This is a genomic window from Pseudomonas sp. MF08817 (assembly GCF_059862705.1).
Genome location: NZ_JCBCUY010000008.1, coordinates 31,425 through 52,695, shown reverse-complemented (window position 1 = coordinate 52,695; position 21,271 = coordinate 31,425). Strand labels below are relative to the sequence as shown.

Sequence of the window (21,271 nt, the reverse complement as noted above, 5' to 3'; positions counted from 1 at the left end):
GCCCAGACCATGAACCTGCCCGCCCCCACCGCCCTGTTCACCCCCAGTTGGCACGCCGAGCTGGAGCTGGGCTACGCGCGTTTTGGCGACAGCACGCGCCCGACCCTGCGCCGCCACCTCGGCCCGCTGCGGGTGCAAAAACACCTGTACGCCGAAGGCCCCCAGGTGTGCCAACACATCATCGTGCACCCGCCCGGCGGGATTGCCGGCGGTGATCGCCTGGCCATCCGCGCCCACGTCGGCGCCCACGCCTGGGCCCAGCTCACCAGCCCCGGCGCGGCCAAGTGGTATCGCGCAGCGAGCCCGGCCTACCAAAGCCTGCATTTGCAGGTCGAGACGGGCGCCACCCTGGAATGGCTGCCCCAGGAAACCATCGTGTTCAGCGCCGCCCAAGCCGAACTGCACACCCGCATCGAACTGCACGGCGACGCCCGGTTGTTCTACTGGGACGTGGTGGCGCTGGGGCGCCCGGCCAGTGGCGAACGTTTCGACCTGGGGCACTTGCAGGCCCACCTGGATATCCGCCGCGACGGCCGGTTGCTGTGGCACGAACGCCTGCGCATCGAGGGCGACGACGGTTTGCTCGACTCGCCCATCGGCCTGGACGGGCAACCGGTGTTCGCCACCCTGCTGGCCACCGGCGAGATCGACAGCGACCTGCTGCACGCCTGCCGCTCATTGCCCAACGCCGTGCGCGGCGACCTGACCCAATTGCCCGGCCTGCTGGTGGCCCGCTGCCTGGCCGGCGAAGCACTGCTGGCGCGCAACTGGCTGATCGATTTATGGAAACTGCTGCGCCCCGCCCTACTGGGCCGCGAAGCCGTGGCCCCGAGAATCTGGGCCACATGAACAAGGGCTTTATCAGGGTGGGTGCTGTGGGAGCGAGCCTGCCCGCGATGGCGATGTAGCCTGCACTGACGCCATCGCGGGCAAGCCCGCTCCCACCGGGTGCTCACCGAACGCCCACACCGCTGCGCAGCCAACTGAACACTTTTTGACGGAACCGCCATGGACCTGACCCCACGCGAAAAAGACAAACTGCTGATTTTCACCGCCGGCCTGGTGGCCGAGCGGCGCCTGGCCCGGGGGGTGAAACTCAACTACCCGGAAGCCATCGCCTACATCTCGGCGGCGCTGCTCGAAGGCGCCCGTGACGGGCAGACCGTGGCCGAGTTGATGCACTACGGCACCACCCTGCTCGGCCGCGACCAGGTGATGCCCGGCATCGCCGAAATGATCCCCGAGATCCAGGTCGAAGCCACGTTCCCCGACGGCACCAAACTGGTCACCGTCCACCAACCCATCGCCTGAGGCGCACCATGACCTACCGCATCCGCGACGCGGTGCACGCCGACCTGCCGGCGCTGCGCGACATCTACAACGACGCCGTGCTCAACACCACGGCGATCTGGAACGACCAACCGGTGGACCTGGGCAACCGCCAGGCCTGGTTCAGCGCGCGCCAGGCCCAGGGCTACCCGATCCTGGTGATCGCCGACGCCGACGACAGCGTGCTGGGCTACGCCTCCTTCGGCGACTGGCGGCCGTTCGAGGGCTTTCGCCACAGCGTCGAGCATTCGGTGTACGTGCGCAGCGACCAACGCGGCAACGGCCTCGGCCCACAGTTGATGGCGGCGCTGATCGAACGCGCCAGAACCTGCGGCAAACACGTGCTGGTCGCCGCCATCGAAAGCGGCAACGCCGCCTCGATCCGCCTGCATGAACGCCAGGGCTTCGTCACCACCGGGCAGATGCCGCAAGTGGGGGTCAAGTTCGGCCGCTGGCTGGACCTGACCTTTATGCAACTGATCCTCAACCCCGGCGCCCCGCCGCCGGCCAGCGCCCAGGAGGCCGCGCCATGACCGCCCAGGTACGCCAAGTCAACGCCGAAAGCTTCGCCTACTACCGCCAGGGCCTGGAGGAACTGCTGCTCGATGCGGTCGACCACGGCGCGTCGGTGGGTTTCATGGCTGACCTGGACGAGGCCCAGGCCCGTGATTACTTCACCGGCGTACAGGCCAGCATCGAAGACGCCAGCCTGCTGCTGTGGGTGGTGCTGCGCGATGAGCGGGTGGTCGCCAGCGTGCAGTTGGCCCTGTGCCAGAAAGCCAACGGCCGCCACCGCGCCGAGGTGCAAAAACTGCTGGTGCACAGCCAAGCCCGCCGCCATGGCCTGGGCCAGCAACTGATGCGCACCCTGGAGCAGGCCGCGCACCAGCAGCGGCGCGGCCTGCTGTACTTGGACACCGAGGCCGGCTCACCGGCCGAAGCCTTCTACCAGGCGTTGCATTACACCAAGGTGGGCGAGTTGCCCGACTACTGCCAAAGCCCGGACGGGCGCTACAGCCCGACCGCCATTTACTTCAAGACCCTGGGGCCTGCGGCATGATTCCTGGCCAATACCTGATCCAACCCGGCGATATCGAACTCAACGCCGGGCGCCGCACCCTGACCCTGACCGTGGCCAACAGCGGCGACCGGCCGATCCAGGTCGGCTCGCACTACCATTTTTTTGAAACCAACGACGCCCTCACCTTCGACCGCGCCGCCAGCCGTGGCATGCGCCTGAACATCCCGGCAGGCACTGCCGTGCGTTTCGAGCCGGGGCAACGCCGCAGCGTCGAACTGGTCGAGCTGGGCGGCGCGCGGCGGGTGTTCGGGTTTGCCGGGCGGGTAATGGGGCCCCTGTAGGGCAGCGGCAAGCTTCAAGCGGCAAGAAAGCGCAGTACGCGGCGCTCTCACGTTGCTTTTTATTTGAAGCTGGCCGCTGAAAACTTGCCGCTACGCTCCGCTTTTACTTGCCGCTTGCAGCTAAAAACTTGCAGCTAACCCCAGGAATTTATCTATGAAAATTTCCCGCCAAGCCTACGCCGATATGTACGGCCCCACCGTGGGCGATAAGGTGCGCCTGGCCGACACCGAGTTGTGGGTGGAGGTGGAGCAGGACTTCACCACCTATGGCGAGGAAGTGAAATTCGGCGGTGGCAAGGTGATCCGTGACGGCCAGGGCCAGAGCCAGTTGCTGGCTGCCGAGGTGGTGGACACCCTTATCACCAATGCGCTGATTATCGACCACTGGGGCATCGTCAAAGCCGACGTCGGCCTCAAGGACGGGCGCATCGCCGCCATCGGCAAGGCCGGCAACCCGGACATCCAGCCCAACGTGACCATCGCCGTCGGCGCCAGCACCGAGGTGATTGCCGGTGAGGGCATGATCCTCACCGCCGGTGGCGTCGATACCCACATCCACTTCATCTGCCCGCAGCAGATCGAAGAGGCGCTGATGAGCGGCGTGACCACCATGATCGGCGGCGGCACGGGGCCGGCCACCGGCACCAACGCCACCACTTGCACGCCGGGGCCGTGGCACCTGGCGCGCATGCTCCAGGCCGCCGACGCCTTCCCCATGAACATCGGCCTCACCGGCAAGGGCAACGCCAGCCTGCCCGAGCCGCTGATCGAGCAAGTCCGCGCCGGCGCCATCGGCCTCAAGCTCCACGAAGACTGGGGCACCACGCCGGCGAGCATCGACAACTGCCTGAGCGTGGCCGACCAGTTCGATGTGCAGGTGGCGATCCACACCGACACCCTCAATGAGTCGGGCTTCGTGGAAACCACCCTCGCCGCGTTCAAGGGCCGCACCATCCACACCTACCACACCGAAGGCGCCGGTGGCGGCCACGCGCCGGACATCATCAAGGCCTGTGGCCTGGCCAATGTGCTGCCCAGCTCCACCAACCCGACGCGGCCGTTCACCCGCAACACCATCGACGAGCACTTGGACATGCTCATGGTTTGCCACCATTTGGACCCGAGCATCGCCGAAGACGTGGCCTTCGCCGAAAGCCGCATCCGCCGCGAAACCATCGCCGCCGAAGACATCCTCCACGACCTCGGCGCGTTCTCCATGATTAGCTCCGACAGCCAAGCCATGGGCCGGGTCGGCGAGGTCATCACGCGCACCTGGCAAACCGCCGACAAGATGAAAAAACAGCGTGGCCCGCTGCCGGGCGACGGCGCGGGCAACGACAATTTCCGGGCCAAGCGCTACATCGCCAAGTACACCATCAACCCGGCGATCACCCACGGCATCAGCCATGAAGTGGGCTCGGTGGAAGTGGGTAAATGGGCCGACCTGGTGCTCTGGCGCCCGGCGTTTTTCGGGGTCAAGCCGACGCTGATCCTCAAGGGCGGCGCCATCGCCGCCAGCCTGATGGGCGACGCCAACGCCTCGATCCCCACGCCGCAACCGGTGCACTACCGGCCGATGTTCGCCAGCTACGGCAGCTCGCGGCACGCCACCTGCCTGACCTTCATCAGCCAGGCAGCGCTGGACGCCGGGTTGCCCGAGGCCCTGGGGCTGCAAAAGAAAATCGCCGTGGTTCGGGGCTGCCGCAACGTGCGCAAAACCGACCTGATCCACAACGACTACCTGCCCCACATCGACGTCGACCCGCAGACCTACCAGGTCAAGGCCGACGGCGTGCTGCTGTGGTGCGAACCGGCGGAGGTGCTGCCCATGGCCCAGCGCTATTTTCTGTTTTGAGGGCATCTCCCCTATGGGCGCTGCCCCGAAAGTCGGCGCCCAGGCCTTGGCCTCAAGGGACGATGATGGGATGTACCAAAGGGGGCTCGTCGTGGCTGGCGGCGCTGCGGCCCATGATTTTGTCGGTCAGGGCTCTGTGCACTTGCATGAATTGCACGCCCAGGCTCCTGAATGCTTCTTCGTACTCCTGCGCGCTCATGGGGTGCTCGAACCATCGGCGGTCCACGGCCTTGCCCAGCACCTTGGCCGATGACTCGATGGTTTGGCGCAGGCGGGCCTTTTCCGCGTCTGCCAGGTTGCCGTCGTCGGCCAACGTCGCGCGCGCCACTTGCAAGTCGCTCAGCGCATGGCTCTTGCCGCCCAGGTCTTTGTACGAATCGGGGTAGAGGCCTTCCAGGTACTCGCACCAGAACTGCTGCTCGATCACGCTGTCGCGCAGTTGGTCACCCTCCTCCAGGGCCAGCACCCGGGTCCGCGCCGATTCGATCATGGCCGGTGTCACATCCGGCTCATTGAACTGCATTTCCCGGGTTTGCCAGGGCAGGTCCAAGGGGTCGGCCAGGGCGGTAGCGTAGGCCAGGTGGATTTCCACTTCGTCGATGGATTTGACCCCGCGCCCCTGGGCGTCGTAACGCTGGACCAAGGCGCCCTCATCGTCGTATTCGGGGAAGTGGCGCCCCTCGTCTTGCAACTCGCTCACCCTGCGATGGGCGATGCGCCCCAGTTCGTCAAGGCGCGACTTACCCTTGGCCAGCTCGAAAACTTCCAGGGTGGCGAAGGACTTGCTGGGGATTGCATAGGCTTCGTGCAGCATCACTTCCACCCCCATGGCATTGAACAACTGCGCCCCGGCGTCTACGCAATTGGTAGGGAACGCCGCCATGAGAAACAGTTTTTCACGCAGTTGCGTATTACCTTGCATCGCCTCCAGCATGCGCCAGACCTTGGTCGTCAGGTCGGGCCTAAGGCTGGGTACACCGTCAATCAGTTGGGAGAGTTTGCGCAGCTCATCAAAAAAGTGCTCGCTGCCCAGCGACTCTTCCACAGCATTCCAGATCGGCTGCTTGTCCAGCCATTGATCCGCGCTCAGGCCATAGCGCCAATGGCCACTGTCCAGTTGCCCTCGGGGTGAGAAACGCCGGTTCGGATCGAGCCCTACCGACTCGATGTAGAGGCGCATCTGCCGCTCATTGGCAGGCGACAGGTTTTCCCGGCTCAGTTGGCTGCGGGCCAGGACCTGAGCCCGGTCGGAGCCGGGGGCAACCTCGGGGATACGCTCGATGGGGTTGTAGCTCAGGTCCAGCTGAAACGTTCGCGCCCGCGGTTGCGCGAATAGGCCGGTGGGCCAGGTGTCGAGGCCCGTATCGGGCAGGGACAGCAGCTCCAGGCCTGGCATGCGGCTGATGTCTGGCGACAGCTCAAGGGGGTTGCCCCCCAGTTCGAGGATGAACAGGTAGCCGAGTTTCTTGAGCATGGCCTGGGAATCGAGGGTGAGGGTGATGTCGTTATCCGACAGGCTCAAGACCCGTAACTGGCGCATGCCGGCCAGCGCCTGGGGCAAGGCGGTCAACTCGTTGCCCTCCAGGTTGAGATCGCGCAGCTTGGGGAAGTTGTGCAGGAAGGTCCCGATGTCCGCATCGCTGATCCCGGTCTGCGACAGATCGACGCTCAGTACATGGTCCAAGTTGACGTCCAGCACCGGCAGGGTCGAGAGCTGGCCTGCGAGGCTCTCCTGCGACAGCGAGAGCTCCATGCCAATCAGGCCCTCGGTGGGGCTGTAATACTGCGGTCCAATCATCTGCCAGGCGTCCTTGATGGCCTTGGCGACTCTTCGCCTGGCTTGTCGTGCCTGCGTATATTCTTCACTGCCCTTGGCGCCCACCCCTTCAATGTCTTGATGGGCCCAGACACCTAGCCTATGCACCAAGCGCTTGTAGTCTTGCTCCAGGCCCACAAGCCACTCATCGCTGGTCACACCGCGGTGCAGGATAAACGCTCGACGCTGTTCCTCGGTCATTCGCGGGTAGAGGGTCTGCACTCTTGAGTGGAGCACCTCTTCCCAATCGGTCCCCCCGCCTCCCGCCAGCGGGTAGCCCAATCGCCCGCCGGGCAGGCGCTGCGGTGCATTGAAGAAGCGGCGCCCCTCACCACGCATATTGAGTACCACGCGCAATTTGTCCCGGGGCAGCACGTGTTTCTGGATCAACGCCCGCAGTTGCTCGCCTTGCCCCACATGGGGCGAGCCGAGCGCCGTTCGCTGCTTGTCCGGCAAGGCGTGCTGCAAGCTGGCATACAGGTCATCGACGCCGTGCAACTGGTTTCCCTGGCCGTCGTAAGCCTGGTAGCAACCATCAGCGAGGCGCACCAACACCTTTCGGTTCTCGGCACTGGGCGAACCGAAAGCGGCCCGCAACTCGCCCGTCAGGCCGCCTTCGCGCACTTCAATGCGCAGGTTATCGATCCAACCGGGTAACGCCTCCAGGGTGTGCAGCACCAGGCGCTCGGTATCCGGGCCGGCCAGGGCGTCCAGGTACAACCCTTCGTAGGCCTGCACTTCACGCATCTGGCGCAACATCCGGTGCGCTTGCTCGCCCAGGCGCAGGGGGATCTTCCCAGTGTCGGCAATCTGCGCCAGCTCACTGGGCAGCGCCTGGGCGAGTAACTCTTGCACCTGATGAGTGGACAGGCTGGGGAATGAGCGCTGCCAGCTCTGGACCAGCGGGTCGGCGACGGGTTGCTGGGCCAGGTACAGCCCCATGAACAGGCGCGAGCGGTGCTGGTCGATGTGGTCGGCCAGGCGCGTGTCCAATGTTTTACTGCGTTGCAGCGCATCACGGGGCACGTACTGGCCCAGGACCGACTTGATCTGTTCCTCGTTCAGGCTGGCCAGCACCCGCGGTGATAATTGCCCCTGCATCAGGTCCAGGCGACTGATGGGCACGATATCGGCGGGCAGCACCGTGGCGCTGCCATAGCGGATGACATTGCGCGCCTGGCCCACCTGCTCGAACACTTCAATCGCCTTGCCGGCCGGCCAGCCCGGCAACTGCGTCATCATCTGCGCGGCATAGGTGCAAAGGGCGCTGGACATCTTCGCCCCGCGCACCTGCTCGCCCACCTTCACGGCATCGGCGTAGGCGCGAAACTGGCGAGCGGTATCGAGCACGATGGCTGGAGTGGGCTCGCTTTCCACATGCACCCGACGCAACTCGTCCTCACTCACGCCGCTGACGACACGCACCTGCTCAAGCTGTTCGTCACTCAGGGTTTCGCCCCCCGGCAACCCAAGGCGGCGCATCAACAGCGGCTGGCGCCAGGCCAGGGGCCGCTCGGCCTCGTGCACCCAGGCGCCGTGGCCGTTGGTGCGGATCCGCGGCTGATAGGCATGGGCCCGGGTGGGGTGTTGGAGGCGGTAGCTGCCTGGCACGGAGTCTTTTTTCAAGGCCAGGGTACGTCCCTCAAGCTTGAGCAGCGTCTTGCCCGAATGCTCATGTAAACCTTCGGCGTTGGGGTAGGAAGTCGGCGGCAGGTCTATCGGATGCTCGTAGGCATCGATGCTCGGGTTCCACAGACGGCTCTGGCCTTCGGCGGTTTCCACCACCTGCATGCCCTCGACAAAAGGCGTGGTGCGCACCGCCGGGAGGACCACCGCCCCCGTCGCCACCGCCCCCAGGTTGAGCAGCACGCTGGAGAAGTGCGCCCACATCTGCCGGGTCTGGCCGTCCTCCCAATCCTCAATGCCCTCGAAAACCGTCGACGCCAACTGGCCCGCGCCCACCGCCATCATCAACGCGCCCAAGCCGGGCACCCAGAACGCAGCCAGGTTGAGCACGTCCATGACGGTATTGGCGAAGCCTTCAAGGTGTTTTATCAGGGCTAGGGTGTCGGCATCCGCCGTCGCCACCGCCACGGCCCGGGCATCTGTGAGCATCTTGTTGAGCTGCGCCTGGGCCAGATAACTCCATAGCGGCCCCTGGATGGGCACATCCTCGATATGCAGCGGCAACCGCTTGGGCAGCGGTGTGAAGTCATCGCCTTTGTCGTGATGCAACTGAGGGTCCAGTTGCCGCTGGAGGGCGGCAAAAAACTCGCCTTGCTGGCCAAGCGGCACGAAGCGGCTGAAAAAACGCCGGTATTGGAACCCATGCAGGCGCTCCCTCAGGTCCACCATAAAGGCGCTGGAGGAGTCGTACTCGCGCAACGGTTGCAGCGGGTCGCCGGGGATGTACACCAGCAACGGCTCCACTCGCGTGCTGTCGTCGCGCTCGGGGCCGATCAACAGAATGCCGCTCATCGGCACCCCCAGCACCTTCAACTCGCTGTAAACCACGGGCCGATCCTTGATGCGCACCTGTGTGTTGCCGCTCAGGGTTTCCTGGAGCATGCGATAGGTATCGTCGCCCAGCCCCCCTTCGCTGCCCGGGGCCACGGCACGCTGCATGTAGCCCACCTGGGTATACACCGCCAGCATCTGCTGCTGGCTGTCCCGCACTTGGTCGCGCAGACGAATCGCCTGGGCCGGATCGGCCGGGGCGAGCACCGCCTTCAGGTGTTCCTGATACCGCCGGCCCAGATCCAACTCCCGGCACAGTTGGGCGAAGGCGTGGGGTTCGATCGCCACCCGCTGGCCGAGAACCGCCGCCCGATCCGGTTGAATATCACCCTGATTGAAGTTGAAGCGGGTAATCACCCGGCAATCTTCACATTCACTGCGCCGAGCATCGACGGCCTCGAAATTACCCAGTGCGGCGTGCAACAAGCTGGTGCCTATATAAAAGTCATCCGCCTGCCACTCATTGCCCGTCTGAAACACCAATAACCCGCCCAATGAGCTCTCACCCGCCACACCTCGACGAAATTTGCGGGCGAAGCTCACCTGGTTCACATCCAGGGTCTGGCCGAAGTGCTCCGTTATCGCCTGAGCCAGCAACGGCGCACAAAACGCCCGTACATCCTGAAGGTTTGCCAGGGTGGCTTCGAGATCATCCAGGGCCGTGCGGAACACTTCGTGGCGGTTATGCAGGCGCGAGCGCAGGGCAGGCGCCGCACCGGTGTACCACTGCCCTACCTGCCAGGGCGCGGTGTGCAGCTCCTGTTGGCGTTCAGGGCGCATTTTTTTGTACCAGGCAGGGATCTGTTTTTCGATGAATCCATAATGTCTCCCCTTGTACGAGGCCGGCACGGAAGACGTTGCAGAGGTGACATTGATATCGATTGGGGCTGACATTAACTGAGTGTCCAAACAAAAAAGTCGAACTTCACCCTAGCCATAACCCTGGCAAAAAAAACGCGAAAAAAACTGCTCATGCACTTGGGTAATGCACAACTTCCCTTCGATATTTAAAGTTAGAAAAACAACTAATTACCGCTTTTGATCGGCGTTGAAAAAAACACCGTTAGTTCGCTTACCCAATAAAAAGCCCCGAGCGCTAGGCGTTCGGGGCTGGCTGTGTATCGGCGGCCGTGGCGCGAACTTAGAAATGCTCGCGTGGGTTGAACGCGGCCTTATCGGCCAATTGCTGCCACAGCGCCTTGACCTCGTCACTGGCCTGCTTGGGCATCACGGCCTTGAGCTGCACGAACAGATAACCGCGCTGCCCGGACTTGTTCATCAAACCGTGGCCCTTGGCGCGCATGCGCTGACCGTTCTGGCTGCCGGCCGGAACCTTAAGGTTGATCTTGCCGGTCAGGGTGGGTACCGCCACTTCCGCGCCCAACGCCAGTTCCCACGGCGCCAGCGGCAGGGTGATGACCAGGTTTTCGCCCTCGACCTCAAATTTAGGGTGGGGCGCAAAACGGATGGTCAGGTACAGGTCGCCATTGGGCGCCCCGCCGCTGCCGGGCGCGCCCTGGCCCTTGAGGCGGATGCGTTCGCCATCGCTTACCCCGACGGGAATCTTCACGCTCAGGCTCTTGCTGGTGTTGCTGACGTGCTGCCCCGCCGCGTTGTGCTGGGGGATCTGGAAGCTGATCTTCTTCGACTCCCCCGACAGGGTTTCTTCCAGGAACACCGGCAGCTCCATCTCTACGTCCTGGCCCCGGCGCCCAGCGCTGCGGCCCGACTGGCCGGCGTTGAAGCCACCGCCGCGCGAGCCGAAGATCGAACTGAAAAAGTCCGAGAAATCACCGGTGTCCTGGCCGCCGAAACCGCCGGCGCCGCCACGGCTCTGCCAACCTGGCGGGCCCTGGAACGGCTGGCCATGCTGGCCATATTTACGCAGGTCGTCGTACTCGGCGCGCTTGTCGGCGCTTTTGAGCGCTTCATAGGCCTCGGAGGCGTCCTTGAACTTGCTTTCGGCGTCCTTTTCCTTGCTCACGTCAGGGTGATACTTGCGCGCCAACTTGCGGTACGCGGCTTTGATCGTCTTGTCGTCCGCCGTCGGCTCGACGCCAAGAATCTTGTAGTAGTCTTTGAAGTCCATCGCGGGAATCACCATCCGTTATCAATATCGCGGGCGCGGCGGTCGTGCTCACACCCCGTCGGGGCGGCGCCGCGCAACGCTTGAAAAGTTATCGGCAGCGCACGGCGTTTCTACTGAACGCGGCACCACTGCCAAGCCATGACAGCAAGGTTGGGGCACAGAGTAGTCTTTCAAGGCCGCTTAATCCCGTGATTTAGCAGATAACCGGCCTACGCATCCGCGGCGCTCTGGCATACACTGCGCGGCCGTTTTTTGCCCGGAACCCGAAAGACATGAAAAACGAATCTCCAGCCCGTGCCTGCGGTATCGACTTTGGCACGTCCAACTCCACTGTCGGCTGGCTACGCCCCGGCATGGAAACGCTGATCGCGCTGGAGGACGACAAGATCACCCTGCCCTCGGTGGTGTTCTTCAACTTTGAAGAACGCCGCCCGGTGTACGGCCGCCTCGCCCTGCACGAGTACCTGGAAGGCTACGAGGGGCGCCTGATGCGCTCGCTCAAGAGCCTCTTGGGCTCCAAGCTGATTAAGCACGACACCAGCGTGTTGGGCACCGCGATGCCGTTCAAAGACCTGCTGGGCCTGTTCATCGGCCAGCTCAAGCTGCGCGCCGAGGCCACCGCCGGGCGCGAGTTCGAGGAAGTGGTGCTGGGCCGCCCGGTGTTTTTCGTCGATGACGACCCCATGGCCGACCAGGAAGCGGAAAACACCCTGGTAGACGTGGCCCGCGCCATCGGCTTCAAGGACATTTCGTTCCAGTACGAGCCGATCGCCGCGGCGTTCGACTACGAGTCCACCATTGAGCGCGAAGAGCTGGTGCTGATCGTCGACATCGGCGGCGGTACGTCGGACTTCTCCCTGGTGCGCCTGTCCCCCGAACGCCGCCAGCACGACCACCGCCACGAAGACATCCTCGCCACCGGCGGCGTACACGTGGGCGGCACGGATTTCGACAAGCAGCTTTCCCTGGGCGGCGTGATGCCCCTGTTCGGCTACGGCAGCCGGATGAAAAGCGGCGCCTACATGCCCACCAGCCAACACATGAACCTGGCGACGTGGCACACCATCAACGCGGTGTACGCGCAAAAATCCCAGTTGGCCCTGGGCAGCATGCGCTACGACATCGAAGACACCGGCGGCATCGACCGTTTATTCAAGTTGATCGAACAACGCGCCGGGCACTGGCTGGCCATGGAAGTGGAAGAAACCAAGATCTTGCTGACCCACGACGACCACCGCCACCTGCCCCTGGACCGCATCGAACCGGGCCTGAGCGTGGAACTGAGCCGGGCGATGTTCGAAGCGGCCATCGACAACCAACTCGAACGCATCCGCAACAGCGTCAGCCAATTGCTGGCCGACGCCAACGTGGGCGTGGCACAGGTCGACACCGTGTTCTTCACCGGCGGCTCCAGCGGCATCCCCGCCCTGCGCCAAAGCGTGGCGGCCATGCTGCCCAACGCCCGCCATGTGGAAGGCAACATCTTTGGCAGCATTGGCAGCGGCTTGGCGATCGAGGCGAGCAAGCGTTACGGATAGGGGCAGCGTTGAGTGGCAAGCTGCGCGCACCGCGCTTACTTGCCGCTTGCAGCTAAAACTTGCAGCTACAAGCCCGCCGCTACGCGGCTAAACAAGCCCTGCCAATTTGAGTTCACTTTTCAGATAGGCGTAATAGATCGGCCCCGCCACCACCCCCGGTAGGCCGAATGCGGCCTCAAACACCAGCATCGCCAGGAGCAACTCCCAGGATTTGGCGCTGATCTGCCCGCCGACGATGCGGGCGTTGAGGAAGTATTCGAGCTTGTGGATCACGATCAGGTAGCCCAGCGCCGCTACCGCCACCCAAATCGACAGCGACAGGCCGACGATGGTTATCAGGGTGTTGGAGATCAAGTTGCCGATCACCGGCAACAGGCCCAGCAGGAAGGTCAGCACAATCAGGGTTTTGGTCAGCGGTAGCTTGACGCCGAACATCGGCAGCACCACCGCCAGGAAGATCCCGGTGAAGAAGGTGTTGAGCAGGGAAATCTTGATCTGCGCGAACACGATGTTGCGAAACGCCTGGACCAGCAGGTGCAGGCGATCGAACAGGGCCGCGGCCAGGGGCTTGCGTTTGGTCAGGTCGGGAATGCGCTGCAAGGCGATGATCGCGCCCAGCACCATGCCGATCAGCAGGGTGACAAACATGTGCGCGGCGTCTTTGCCCACCAGTTGCAGGTCGCTCAGGTGCTTGCCCAGCCAATCGCCGATGGCCACGCGAAACTCCGCGGCGCTGGCCGGCAGGTAAACGTCGATAAACGGCGGCAACTGGCCGCGGGCCTTGCTCACCACGCCCATGAACTTGTCCAGGGAGGCACCGGGGTTTTCCGCTTCGTGGAGCAAAAAGCTGATGGCGCCAGCGAAGATCAAGCTCAGCGCACTCACCACCAGGGTGCCCAACAATGCCACCGCCAACCAACGGGCGCGACGCCCTTCGATCAGGCGTTGCAGCTGCGGGGTGAGCATGTTGACCAGTTCGAACACCAACAACCCGGCCAACAGGCTGGGTAGCAGCCGCAACGGCAGCACCAGCAACAACCCACCGAAAATAATCACCCAACTGATAAACAACAGATGACGCTGCGAAAACACTGGCATAAAGCCCCAGAACAAACGGCGTGAAAGGATTGGCAGTCTGCCAGCGTTCTGGCATCAGGAACAGGGCCGTTGCCGATGCCACCCCCCACCTACGCGGCTTTTGTGGAAGCGGGCTCGCCCACGATGAGCATGGGTATCGACCTGACTGGGTGTGCGGTTTTGGGTGGTTTCGGGGGCGATATAGGTTTTTAAAGTGGGGCGGCTGAAGGTTCCGCCCTGATGGCTGGGTACTTTGCGCGCGCCAAAGAGGCCAACGCGCTTCGCCCCACCGGTTTGTGCAGGCCCCGGCGCAGCAACTATTTGTTACAGGTTGATGATAATCTGCCCCTCCCCTCGTCCAGGCCGGCCCGTCGATGTCCTCCCACGCCCCTGTGTTGTTGCTGCGTCACCATCGCCCGTTTCTCGCGTTCTGGCTGGCCCGGGTGTTTACCGCCAGCGGTTTCCAGATGCTCACCGTGGCCATTGGCTGGAACCTCTACCAACTGACCGGCAACGTGATGGACCTGGGCTGGGTCGGTTTGGTGGAGTTCGCGCCGCGGGTGCTGTTCATGCTCCACACCGGGCATGTGGCCGACCGCTATGACCGGCGCAAGATCGCCGCGCTGTGCCAGTCGTTGCAGGCGTTGATCGCCCTGACGCTGGCAGTGGGCAGCCTCACCGACAGCGTCACCCGGGAAATGATCTTCCTCCTGGCCTTCGCCCTCGGCGCCGCGCGCTCCTTTGAAATGCCCGCCACCCAGGCATTGCTGCCGAGCATCGTGCCGGCGGCGCTGTTCCCCCGGGCGGTGGCGGCGGCGCAGTCGGCGCAGCAATCGGCGACCATCGTCGCCCCGGCCGTGGGCGGTCTGCTCTATGCCCTGGGCAGTGTCTGGGTGTACGGGCCAACCGTGCTGCTGTACCTGATTGCCTGCCTGCTGATGCTCAACCTGCCCGCACGCCAAGCGGCGCTGCACACGGGCAAAGCCACCCTCGATTCGCTGCTGGCCGGGATCCGCTTTATCCGCAGCCGCCCGGATGTGCTCGGGGCGATCTCCCTGGACCTGTTCGCCGTGCTGCTGGGCGGCGCCACCGCGCTGCTGCCGGTGTTCGCCAAGGACATTTTGCTCACCGGCCCCTGGGGCCTGGGCCTGTTGCGCTCGGCGCCGGCGGTGGGCGCGCTGCTGATGTCGCTGTGGCTGGCGCGCTTTGCCGTGGAGCGCAAGGTGGGGCGCATCATGTTCACCGCCGTTGGCGTGTTCGGCGTGGCCACTATCGCGTTCGGCCTTTCTACCTCGTTCTGGTTTTCCCTGGCGGTACTGGTGGTGTTGGGGGCGGCGGACATGATTAGCATGGTGATCCGCGCCTCATTCGTGCAATTGCAAACCCCGGACGAAATGCGCGGGCGGGTCAGCGCGGTCAACGGGTTGTTTATTGGCGCGTCGAATCAGTTGGGCGAATTCGAGTCCGGCGTCACCGCCCATTGGCTGGGCACCGTGCCCGCCGTGGTATTGGGCGGGGTCGGCACGTTGGTGGTGACCGGGGTGTGGATCAAGCTGTTCCCGGGCCTGGCCAACCGCGACCGCATGCACGAAGAGCACAACGGTTAGCGGATATACAGCTCGGCCGACAGGGTATTACCCGGCACATTGATAGACGTATTGCTGAAGCTGAAACTGCCCCCGCGTGCGCCCGACAGGTCCATGACGTACAAGTAACCCACCACTTTGGCGCCCGAGACCGGGCATTCGCCGAGCTTGTCCCGGGCGTCGGCGCACACCGGCGAACGGGTGCCATCCACCTCGGCGCCGTCCAATGTCACCACGGCGCCACGGCCGTAGCCCTGCTCGATCACGTACACCCGGATATAGCCCCCACCATGGTCACAGCGGGTTTGCCCGCGGCCATCGGAAACGTCCTCGAAGCCGCAAGCGGGCGACTCGACCCGTAAAATCTGTAGATGGCTCAACGGCGCCGCCGGAGCAGCCGCCGCCACCGACACCCATAACCCCGTGGCTGCCAGGGCCATCGCGCCTAAACACTGCCTGATGCTGTTCATCAACTGCCCCCAGAAAACATCATGGCAGTATGCCCGCCCCTCCCCGGCAAACCAAACCCGCTTGCTACTCGGCGGCAGGGGTTTGCCTGGTACCCGGCGACCGCTTGCCGCTGCCCACCGCCCTTAAACACAACCGACAAACGCCCCATACGGCGACTACAACCGTCAAAGAAGCGGACCACAAAAACATCGGCAAACCGTCAATTGAATTAAATAACTTTCAACTTAAAAGCCAAAAACACAATTTAATTAACCGCCTGGCATAGCCATTGCTCTACCTCTGCTGTTGCCATACCGGCCAACATGCAGTTAGCCCAATAAAAGGAATAAAGCCATGTGCCCATCCGGCGTTAATCTTTTTTTAAATGCACTTGCGTCCAACGGCGCCCACTACAAAAGGCCCAGCAAAGAAACCGCCAGCGAGTTCAAGAAAGTCCTGCAAACCCAACTGTCCACCTCACCACCGCTCAAGGCCGAGCACAACAAAGCCGCACCAAAGGCAGTCAACGCACCCTCGCCCCTGCTTGCCACACAGCAAACGCCGGAGTACCTGGCATCGAAGAAACAGTATGAAACCACGGAAAAACCATTCGAGCATTTGCATAAGTCGCCCAAAGTTTGAGCCAGCCATTCCAGCGACCCGTTAATACATGTTCAATAAGCGGTCAACCGATCGTTACTCGCTTATTTACCCAACACATCATTAACCCCGCGAACTCATCTGCTTTCGCGACCCATTCAGGCTCATTCAACTAATGAACTAGACCTTTACGCCGGGCCGCATCTTTTTTGACTTTTTACCGCCACAAAAACACTCCCCCTACGAATATTCCTGTCGGACAATCGACTTTTCCCGCCCACAGCCCTTGGCAACTACCAGCAGCCATCTCGCTATCGGGCTGGTATGATGCGCGGCTTTTTCCGGCCCACATAAAATCCACAGGCGTTTCAAGCAGTCTGTGCTTTGCTGTTGAGGTCGATACATTCACGGCGCAAGGCGCGCCACGGGGAGCGGACATGCTGGAACGGCTGTTTCAACTCAAGGCACACAACACCAACGTGCGGACCGAGATTCTGGCGGGCCTCACCACCTTCCTGGCCATGGCTTACATTCTGTTCGTCAACCCGAGCATTCTCGGCGAGACCGGCATGGACAAGGGCGCGTTGTTCGTCGCTACCTGCCTGGCGGCGGCCATCGGTTCCACCGTGATGGGCCTGATCGCCAACTACCCGATCGCGCTCGCGCCGGGCATGGGCCTGAACGCCTTCTTCACCTACACCGTGGTGCTGCACATGGGCCACACCTGGCAAGTGGCGCTGGGGGCGGTGTTTATTTCGGCGGTGCTGTTTTTCCTGCTGTCGATCTTTCGCATCCGTGAATGGATCATCAACAGCATTCCGCTGCCGCTGCGTTCGGCGATTGCCGCCGGTATCGGCCTGTTCCTCGCGCTGATCGCCCTGCACAACGCCGGGATCGTGGTCAGCAACCAGGCCACCATGGTGGGCCTGGGCGACCTCAAGCAACCGGCGCCGATCCTCGCCACCCTGGGCTTTGTCCTGATCGTGGCCCTGGAGGCGCTGAAAGTGCGCGGCGCGGTGCTGATCGGCATCCTCGCGGTGACCCTCAGCTCCATCACCCTGGGCTTCACCCCATTCGGCGGCGTGATGTCGATGCCGCCGTCCCTGGCGCCGACCTTCCTGCAACTGGACATCAAAGGCGCGCTGGACATTGGCCTGGTCAGCGTGATTTTCGCCTTCCTGTTCGTTGACCTGTTCGACAACTCCGGCACCCTGATCGGCGTCGCCAAACGCGCCGGGTTGATGGGCAAGGACGGCCACATGCCGAAAATGGGCCGCGCCCTGATCGCCGACAGCACCGCGGCCATGGCCGGCTCCCTGCTGGGCACCTCGACCACCACCAGCTACATCGAGTCGGCGGCGGGCGTGAGCGCCGGTGGCCGTACCGGCCTGACCGCGATCGTCGTGGCCATCCTGTTTTTGCTGGCGCTGTTCTTCTCGCCACTGGCCAGCAGCGTGCCCGCCTTCGCCACCGCGCCGGCGCTGCTGTTCGTCGCCGTGCTGATGACCTCGGGCCTGGCGGAAATCGACTGGGACGACATCACCGTCGCCGCCCCGGTGGTCATCACTGCCCTGGCGATGCCGTTCACCTACTCCATCGCCAACGGCATCGCGTTCGGCTTCATTGCCTGGACGGCGATCAAACTGCTGTCCGGCCGTGGCCGCGAGCTGAACCCGGCGTTGGTGATCCTGTCGATCCTGTTCGTGGTCAAGCTGGGTTGGTTTAACGCATGACTGTCGACGCCGCCCACTACGCCGCTCAACTCGAAGCCAAGGTCACGCGCCTGCGTGACCTATTGGCCCCGTTCCAGGCGCCCGAGCCCCTGGTGTTCGACTCGCCGCTGGCGCACTTTCGCCTGCGCGCTGAGTTTCGCCTGTGGCGCGAAGACGGCCAGCGCCACTACGCGATGTTTTCCCAGGAAGACAAGCGCACGCCGATCCTGATCGAAGACTTCCCCATCGCCAGCCTGCGCATCAATGAACTGATGCCCAAACTCAAGGCCGCGTGGCAAGCCAGCCACGCCCTGAGCCACAAGCTGTTCCAGGTGGAGTTCCTGACCACCCTGGCGGGCGACGCGATGATTACGCTGTGCTATCACCGCCCCCTGGACGAGCACTGGCAAGTGGCCGCCCAACAACTGGCGGCGGATTTGGAGGTCAGCGTGATCGGCCGTTCCAAGGGCAAGCGCGAAGTGATCGGCCGCGACTTTGTGGTCGAGCAACTGGACGTCGGCGGCCGCACCTTCAGTTATCAACAACCCGAAGGCGCATTCACCCAGCCCAACGGCACCGTGAACCAGAAGATGCTCAACTGGGCCTTCGAGGCCCTGGGCGAGCGCAGCGACGACCTGCTGGAGCTGTATTGCGGCAACGGCAATTTCACCCTGCCGCTGGCCACCCGGGTGCGCAACGTGCTGGCCACCGAGATCAGCAAGACCTCGGTCAACGCCGCGCTCAACAACCTGCGCGACAACGCGGTGGATAACGTGACCCTGGTGCGTTTATCCGCCGAGGAACTGACCCAGGCGCTGAACGAGGTGCGCCCGTTCCGCCGCTTGCACGGCGTGGACCTCAAGGGCTACGAATTTGGCAGTGTGTTCGTCGACCCGCCGCGCGCGGGCATGGACCCGGACACCTGCGAACTGACCCGGCGCTTCGACAACATCCTTTATATCTCGTGCAACCCCGACACCCTGGCGGCCAACATCGCCCAGTTGCACGACACCCACCGCATCACCCGCTGCGCCCTGTTCGACCAGTTCCCCTGGACCCATCACATGGAATCCGGAGTCCTGCTAACGCGGCGCTGAGTTCGCCCCCTGAAGGCGCATGGGTATTTGGGCGTTTGTGTAGGAACGGGCCGGGCGGCGCTCCGCTCGCCCGCGATAGCGGCAGCACACACAACATCTATGTGGGTAGGTACATCGCCATCGCGGGCAGGCCCGCTCCCACAGTTGAACTGTGATGCGGGTGGGATTTTCATTTTTCCTCTGTGGGAGCGAGCCTGCTCGCGATGGCGGCACGCAATGGCGTTGACGAGCGGTAGGGGGTAAGACAGTTGCTCCCACAACGAGCGCCCCAAAGACTTCCAGCCCCCCACCCGGCTACTGCCTAGAACCGCTACACAAAACTACGCCAGCAAATAGCGCGACACCGACTCGCAGATCATCTCGCGGTGGCGCTGTTTGATGGCCTCGGCGGCCAGGTCGATCTGGAAAATCTCGCCCACGGTGTAGCGGTTCGACACGCGGAAAAAACAGAACGAGTTAATCAGCAAGTGCACGTCCAGCGCCGTCAGCCCGGCGCGGAACACGCCCTGTTCCACGCCCCTGGCCAGCACTTCGCCCAGGGCCGTGAGCATCGAATGGTTCATCGCTTTGATGGCGTCGGACTGCTTTACGTACTCGGCGTGGTGGATGTTCTCCACGCTGACGATGCGCACGAAATCGGTGTGGTGGTCGTGGTGGTCGAAGGTGAATTCCACCAGGCGCCGGATCGCCTCCAGCGGCCCCAATTGCGACAGGTTGAGCGCGCCCTCGGTGTTGCGGATATCGCCGTAGACCTTCTCCAACACCTCGATGTAGAGCTGCTCCTTACTGCCGAAGTAGTAATAGATCATGCGCTTGGAGGTGTGGATGCGCTCGGCGATGGCGTCCACCCGCGCCCCCGAAAGCCCCTGCTGAACAAACTCGACAATGGCTTCCTGGAGAATGTTCTCGCGGGTTTTTTCGGGGTTGTTCTTGCGGGGTTTGCGTGGCTGCACGTCAGTTGCCTGGGCCACTGCGGAGAGTTCTGAGGTTGTTGTCATTCTTAGGCTCCCGGTCATCACTGCACAGGGCGGCGATTATGGGCCGGGAGGCGGCGGCGAAGGAAGGCGCCGGGCGGCACCTTTACCTTCGCGGTTACGAATCTCATACAACTGCGGCCGCTGGGTGCGCCAGCCATGGAGTTTGAATATTTCTCGGGGCCCGTGACATTCGCGGCGGGAATGGTAACGTGCGCGGAAATGCCGGACGACCGGACTGGCAACTATCCTACTCACCAGCAACACTCATCCCACATCAAAACAAGAGGATCGCCCCATGCTCTGGAAAAAAGGCCGCCGCAGCGACAACGTGGTCGATGCCCGTGGCGAAGGGGGCGGCGGGGGCGGGATGCGCTTTGGCGGCGGCAAGGGCCTGAGCCTGACGGCCATCGTGCTGATCGTCGGCATCGGCTGGATCACCGGCCAGGACCCGATGCAGATCCTTGGCCAACTGGCCGGGCAAATGGACCAGTCGGCCCCCGCCACCTCCCAGACCCGCCAAGCCCCGCCGGTCAACGATGAACAGGCCGAATTCGTGCGCTCGATCCTGGGTGACACCGAGGACACCTGGGACCAAATCTTCCAGCAGGCCGGGCGCCAGTATCAGCACCCCACCCTGGTGCTGTTCAGCAATGGCGTGAACTCGGCGTGCGGTTTCGCCAATTCGGCCACCGGCCCGTTTTACTGCCCGGCGGACCAGAAGGTGTACCTGGACTTGAGTTTCTTCCGCGAAATGTCCCAGCGCTTCGCCGCTGCCGGCGATTTTGCCCAGGCCTATGTGATCGCCCACGAAGTCGGCCACCACGTGCAGACCCTGCTCGGCGTCTCGGCCAAGATCCAGGCCGCGCGGCAACAGGGCCGCAACCTGCAAGGCGATGGCGGGTTGCTGGTGCGCCAGGAGTTGCAAGCCGACTGCCTGGCCGGGGTATGGGCCTTCAGTGCGCAAAAACGCCTGAACTGGCTGGAACCAGGGGACATCGAAGAAGCCCTCAACGCCGCCAACGCCATCGGCGACGACCGCCTCCAGCAACAAGGCCAGGGCCGCGTGGTGCCCGACTCCTTCACCCACGGCACCTCGGCCCAGCGCGTGCGCTGGTTCAAAACCGGCTTCGCCCAGGGCCAGATCAGCCAGTGCGATACCTTTGCGGCCAAGAGTTTGTAGCCGGTAAAGCAGGCCTCTGTACCCGGCCCCAATGGGAGCCTGGCCTGCCCGCGATGGCGGTCTTGAAAGCGCCATCGCGGGCAGAG

At 63.4% G+C, this 21,271-nt stretch carries 17 protein-coding genes; 12 read left to right on the top strand and 5 right to left on the bottom strand.

Going from position 1 to position 21,271, the window contains the following annotated elements; translation table 11 throughout:
• Window positions 1-9 precede the first annotated feature (9 nt).
• From AC19YR_RS06900 to ureC, 6 genes are all read left to right on the top strand, one after another.
• Window positions 10-849, top strand: coding sequence for an urease accessory protein UreD (locus AC19YR_RS06900; protein WP_500597700.1), 840 nt, complete (start codon window positions 10-12; stop codon window positions 847-849).
• Window positions 850-1,008: 159 nt separating this feature from the next.
• Window positions 1,009-1,311 carry an urease subunit gamma gene (gene ureA / locus AC19YR_RS06895; protein WP_095109418.1) on the top strand — a complete coding sequence of 101 codons (303 nt, stop codon included), beginning with the start codon at window positions 1,009-1,011 and terminating at the stop codon, window positions 1,309-1,311.
• Between the two features lie 8 nt (window positions 1,312-1,319).
• Window positions 1,320-1,862, top strand: a complete 543-nt coding sequence (locus AC19YR_RS06890) for a GNAT family N-acetyltransferase (protein WP_500597698.1) — start codon at window positions 1,320-1,322, stop codon at window positions 1,860-1,862.
• Window positions 1,859-2,389 carry a GNAT family N-acetyltransferase gene (locus AC19YR_RS06885; protein ID WP_500597696.1) on the top strand — a complete coding sequence of 177 codons (531 nt, stop codon included), beginning with the start codon at window positions 1,859-1,861 and terminating at the stop codon, window positions 2,387-2,389. Before AC19YR_RS06890 ends, AC19YR_RS06885 begins: the two co-directional genes overlap by 4 nt.
• A complete protein-coding gene (locus AC19YR_RS06880) occupies window positions 2,386-2,691 on the top strand; it encodes an urease subunit beta (protein WP_095109415.1) in 306 nt (101 codons plus the stop codon). The genes AC19YR_RS06885 and AC19YR_RS06880 overlap by 4 nt, the downstream gene beginning before the upstream one ends.
• A 154-nt stretch (window positions 2,692-2,845) precedes the next feature.
• On the top strand, window positions 2,846-4,546 hold the full coding sequence (gene ureC / locus AC19YR_RS06875; protein ID WP_500597693.1) for an urease subunit alpha: 1,701 nt from the start codon (window positions 2,846-2,848) through the stop codon (window positions 4,544-4,546).
• A gap of 52 nt (window positions 4,547-4,598) precedes the next feature.
• Here the strand turns inward: ureC and AC19YR_RS06870 are convergent, their stop codons facing one another.
• Together AC19YR_RS06870 and AC19YR_RS06865 are read right to left on the bottom strand one after the other, a co-directional pair.
• Entirely contained in the window at window positions 4,599-9,659 is a 5,061-nt protein-coding gene (locus tag AC19YR_RS06870; RefSeq protein WP_500597692.1) for a dermonecrotic toxin domain-containing protein, read from the bottom strand.
• Between the two features lie 361 nt (window positions 9,660-10,020).
• The gene (locus AC19YR_RS06865) at window positions 10,021-10,968 is read right to left on the bottom strand and encodes a DnaJ C-terminal domain-containing protein (protein ID WP_095109518.1); all 948 of its coding nucleotides are present in this window, start codon (window positions 10,966-10,968) and stop codon (window positions 10,021-10,023) included.
• A 272-nt stretch (window positions 10,969-11,240) separates the two neighbouring features.
• On the opposite strand from AC19YR_RS06865, the gene AC19YR_RS06860 reads away from it, so the two are divergent.
• Window positions 11,241-12,506, top strand: a complete 1,266-nt coding sequence (locus AC19YR_RS06860) for an Hsp70 family protein (protein ID WP_500597691.1) — start codon at window positions 11,241-11,243, stop codon at window positions 12,504-12,506.
• A gap of 87 nt (window positions 12,507-12,593) precedes the next feature.
• On the opposite strand, the gene AC19YR_RS06855 is transcribed toward AC19YR_RS06860, so the two are convergent.
• Window positions 12,594-13,604, bottom strand: a complete 1,011-nt coding sequence (locus AC19YR_RS06855) for an AI-2E family transporter (protein ID WP_095109411.1) — start codon at window positions 13,602-13,604, stop codon at window positions 12,594-12,596.
• 353 nt (window positions 13,605-13,957) lie between these two features.
• On the opposite strand from AC19YR_RS06855, the gene AC19YR_RS06850 reads away from it, so the two are divergent.
• Window positions 13,958-15,190 carry an MFS transporter gene (locus AC19YR_RS06850; protein ID WP_095109410.1) on the top strand — a complete coding sequence of 411 codons (1,233 nt, stop codon included), beginning with the start codon at window positions 13,958-13,960 and terminating at the stop codon, window positions 15,188-15,190.
• Here the strand turns inward: AC19YR_RS06850 and AC19YR_RS06845 are convergent.
• Entirely contained in the window at window positions 15,187-15,639 is a 453-nt protein-coding gene (locus tag AC19YR_RS06845) for a DUF4879 domain-containing protein (protein ID WP_500597689.1), read from the bottom strand. The two genes, AC19YR_RS06850 and AC19YR_RS06845, sit on opposite strands and share 4 nt — an antisense overlap.
• Before the next feature lie 334 nt (window positions 15,640-15,973).
• Here AC19YR_RS06845 and AC19YR_RS06840 point away from each other — a divergent pair, with 334 nt between their 5' ends.
• The 3 genes from AC19YR_RS06840 (at window position 15,974) to trmA (ending at window position 19,028) form a co-directional block, all read left to right on the top strand.
• Entirely contained in the window at window positions 15,974-16,261 is a 288-nt protein-coding gene (locus tag AC19YR_RS06840) for a hypothetical protein (protein WP_095109408.1), read from the top strand.
• A gap of 395 nt (window positions 16,262-16,656) precedes the next feature.
• Complete coding sequence (locus tag AC19YR_RS06835; protein WP_500597687.1) at window positions 16,657-17,952, top strand: NCS2 family permease; 1,296 nt, start codon at window positions 16,657-16,659, stop codon at window positions 17,950-17,952.
• Window positions 17,949-19,028 (top strand): tRNA (uridine(54)-C5)-methyltransferase TrmA, encoded by a 1,080-nt coding sequence (gene trmA / locus AC19YR_RS06830; RefSeq protein WP_095109406.1) that lies wholly within the window; start codon window positions 17,949-17,951, stop codon window positions 19,026-19,028. The genes AC19YR_RS06835 and trmA overlap by 4 nt, the downstream gene beginning before the upstream one ends.
• A 320-nt stretch (window positions 19,029-19,348) precedes the next feature.
• Here trmA and AC19YR_RS06825 read toward each other — a convergent pair whose 3' ends face one another.
• Complete coding sequence (locus AC19YR_RS06825) at window positions 19,349-20,026, bottom strand: TetR/AcrR family transcriptional regulator (protein ID WP_500597685.1); 678 nt, start codon at window positions 20,024-20,026, stop codon at window positions 19,349-19,351.
• Window positions 20,027-20,300: 274 nt separating this feature from the next.
• On the opposite strand from AC19YR_RS06825, the gene ypfJ reads away from it, so the two are divergent.
• Window positions 20,301-21,185 carry a KPN_02809 family neutral zinc metallopeptidase gene (gene ypfJ, locus AC19YR_RS06820; RefSeq protein ID WP_500597684.1) on the top strand — a complete coding sequence of 295 codons (885 nt, stop codon included), beginning with the start codon at window positions 20,301-20,303 and terminating at the stop codon, window positions 21,183-21,185.
• Window positions 21,186-21,271 lie beyond the last annotated feature (86 nt).

Bases quoted from the DNA above. Each gene is read 5' to 3' on its own strand.
- AC19YR_RS06900 (WP_500597700.1), top strand. From the start codon at position 10: ATGAACCTGCCCGCCCCCACCGCCCTGTTCACCCCCAGTTGGCACGCC.
- ureA (WP_095109418.1), top strand. From the start codon at position 1,009: ATGGACCTGACCCCACGCGAAAAAGACAAACTGCTGATTTTCACCGCC.
- AC19YR_RS06890 (WP_500597698.1), top strand. From the start codon at position 1,320: ATGACCTACCGCATCCGCGACGCGGTGCACGCCGACCTGCCGGCGCTG.
- AC19YR_RS06885 (WP_500597696.1), top strand. From the start codon at position 1,859: ATGACCGCCCAGGTACGCCAAGTCAACGCCGAAAGCTTCGCCTACTAC.
- AC19YR_RS06880 (WP_095109415.1), top strand. From the start codon at position 2,386: ATGATTCCTGGCCAATACCTGATCCAACCCGGCGATATCGAACTCAAC.
- ureC (WP_500597693.1), top strand. From the start codon at position 2,846: ATGAAAATTTCCCGCCAAGCCTACGCCGATATGTACGGCCCCACCGTG.
- AC19YR_RS06870 (WP_500597692.1), bottom strand. From the start codon at position 9,659: ATGCGCCCTGAACGCCAACAGGAGCTGCACACCGCGCCCTGGCAGGTA.
- AC19YR_RS06865 (WP_095109518.1), bottom strand. From the start codon at position 10,968: ATGGACTTCAAAGACTACTACAAGATTCTTGGCGTCGAGCCGACGGCG.
- AC19YR_RS06860 (WP_500597691.1), top strand. From the start codon at position 11,241: ATGAAAAACGAATCTCCAGCCCGTGCCTGCGGTATCGACTTTGGCACG.
- AC19YR_RS06855 (WP_095109411.1), bottom strand. From the start codon at position 13,604: ATGCCAGTGTTTTCGCAGCGTCATCTGTTGTTTATCAGTTGGGTGATT.
- AC19YR_RS06850 (WP_095109410.1), top strand. From the start codon at position 13,958: ATGTCCTCCCACGCCCCTGTGTTGTTGCTGCGTCACCATCGCCCGTTT.
- AC19YR_RS06845 (WP_500597689.1), bottom strand. From the start codon at position 15,639: ATGAACAGCATCAGGCAGTGTTTAGGCGCGATGGCCCTGGCAGCCACG.
- AC19YR_RS06840 (WP_095109408.1), top strand. From the start codon at position 15,974: ATGTGCCCATCCGGCGTTAATCTTTTTTTAAATGCACTTGCGTCCAAC.
- AC19YR_RS06835 (WP_500597687.1), top strand. From the start codon at position 16,657: ATGCTGGAACGGCTGTTTCAACTCAAGGCACACAACACCAACGTGCGG.
- trmA (WP_095109406.1), top strand. From the start codon at position 17,949: ATGACTGTCGACGCCGCCCACTACGCCGCTCAACTCGAAGCCAAGGTC.
- AC19YR_RS06825 (WP_500597685.1), bottom strand. From the start codon at position 20,026: ATGACAACAACCTCAGAACTCTCCGCAGTGGCCCAGGCAACTGACGTG.
- ypfJ (WP_500597684.1), top strand. From the start codon at position 20,301: ATGCTCTGGAAAAAAGGCCGCCGCAGCGACAACGTGGTCGATGCCCGT.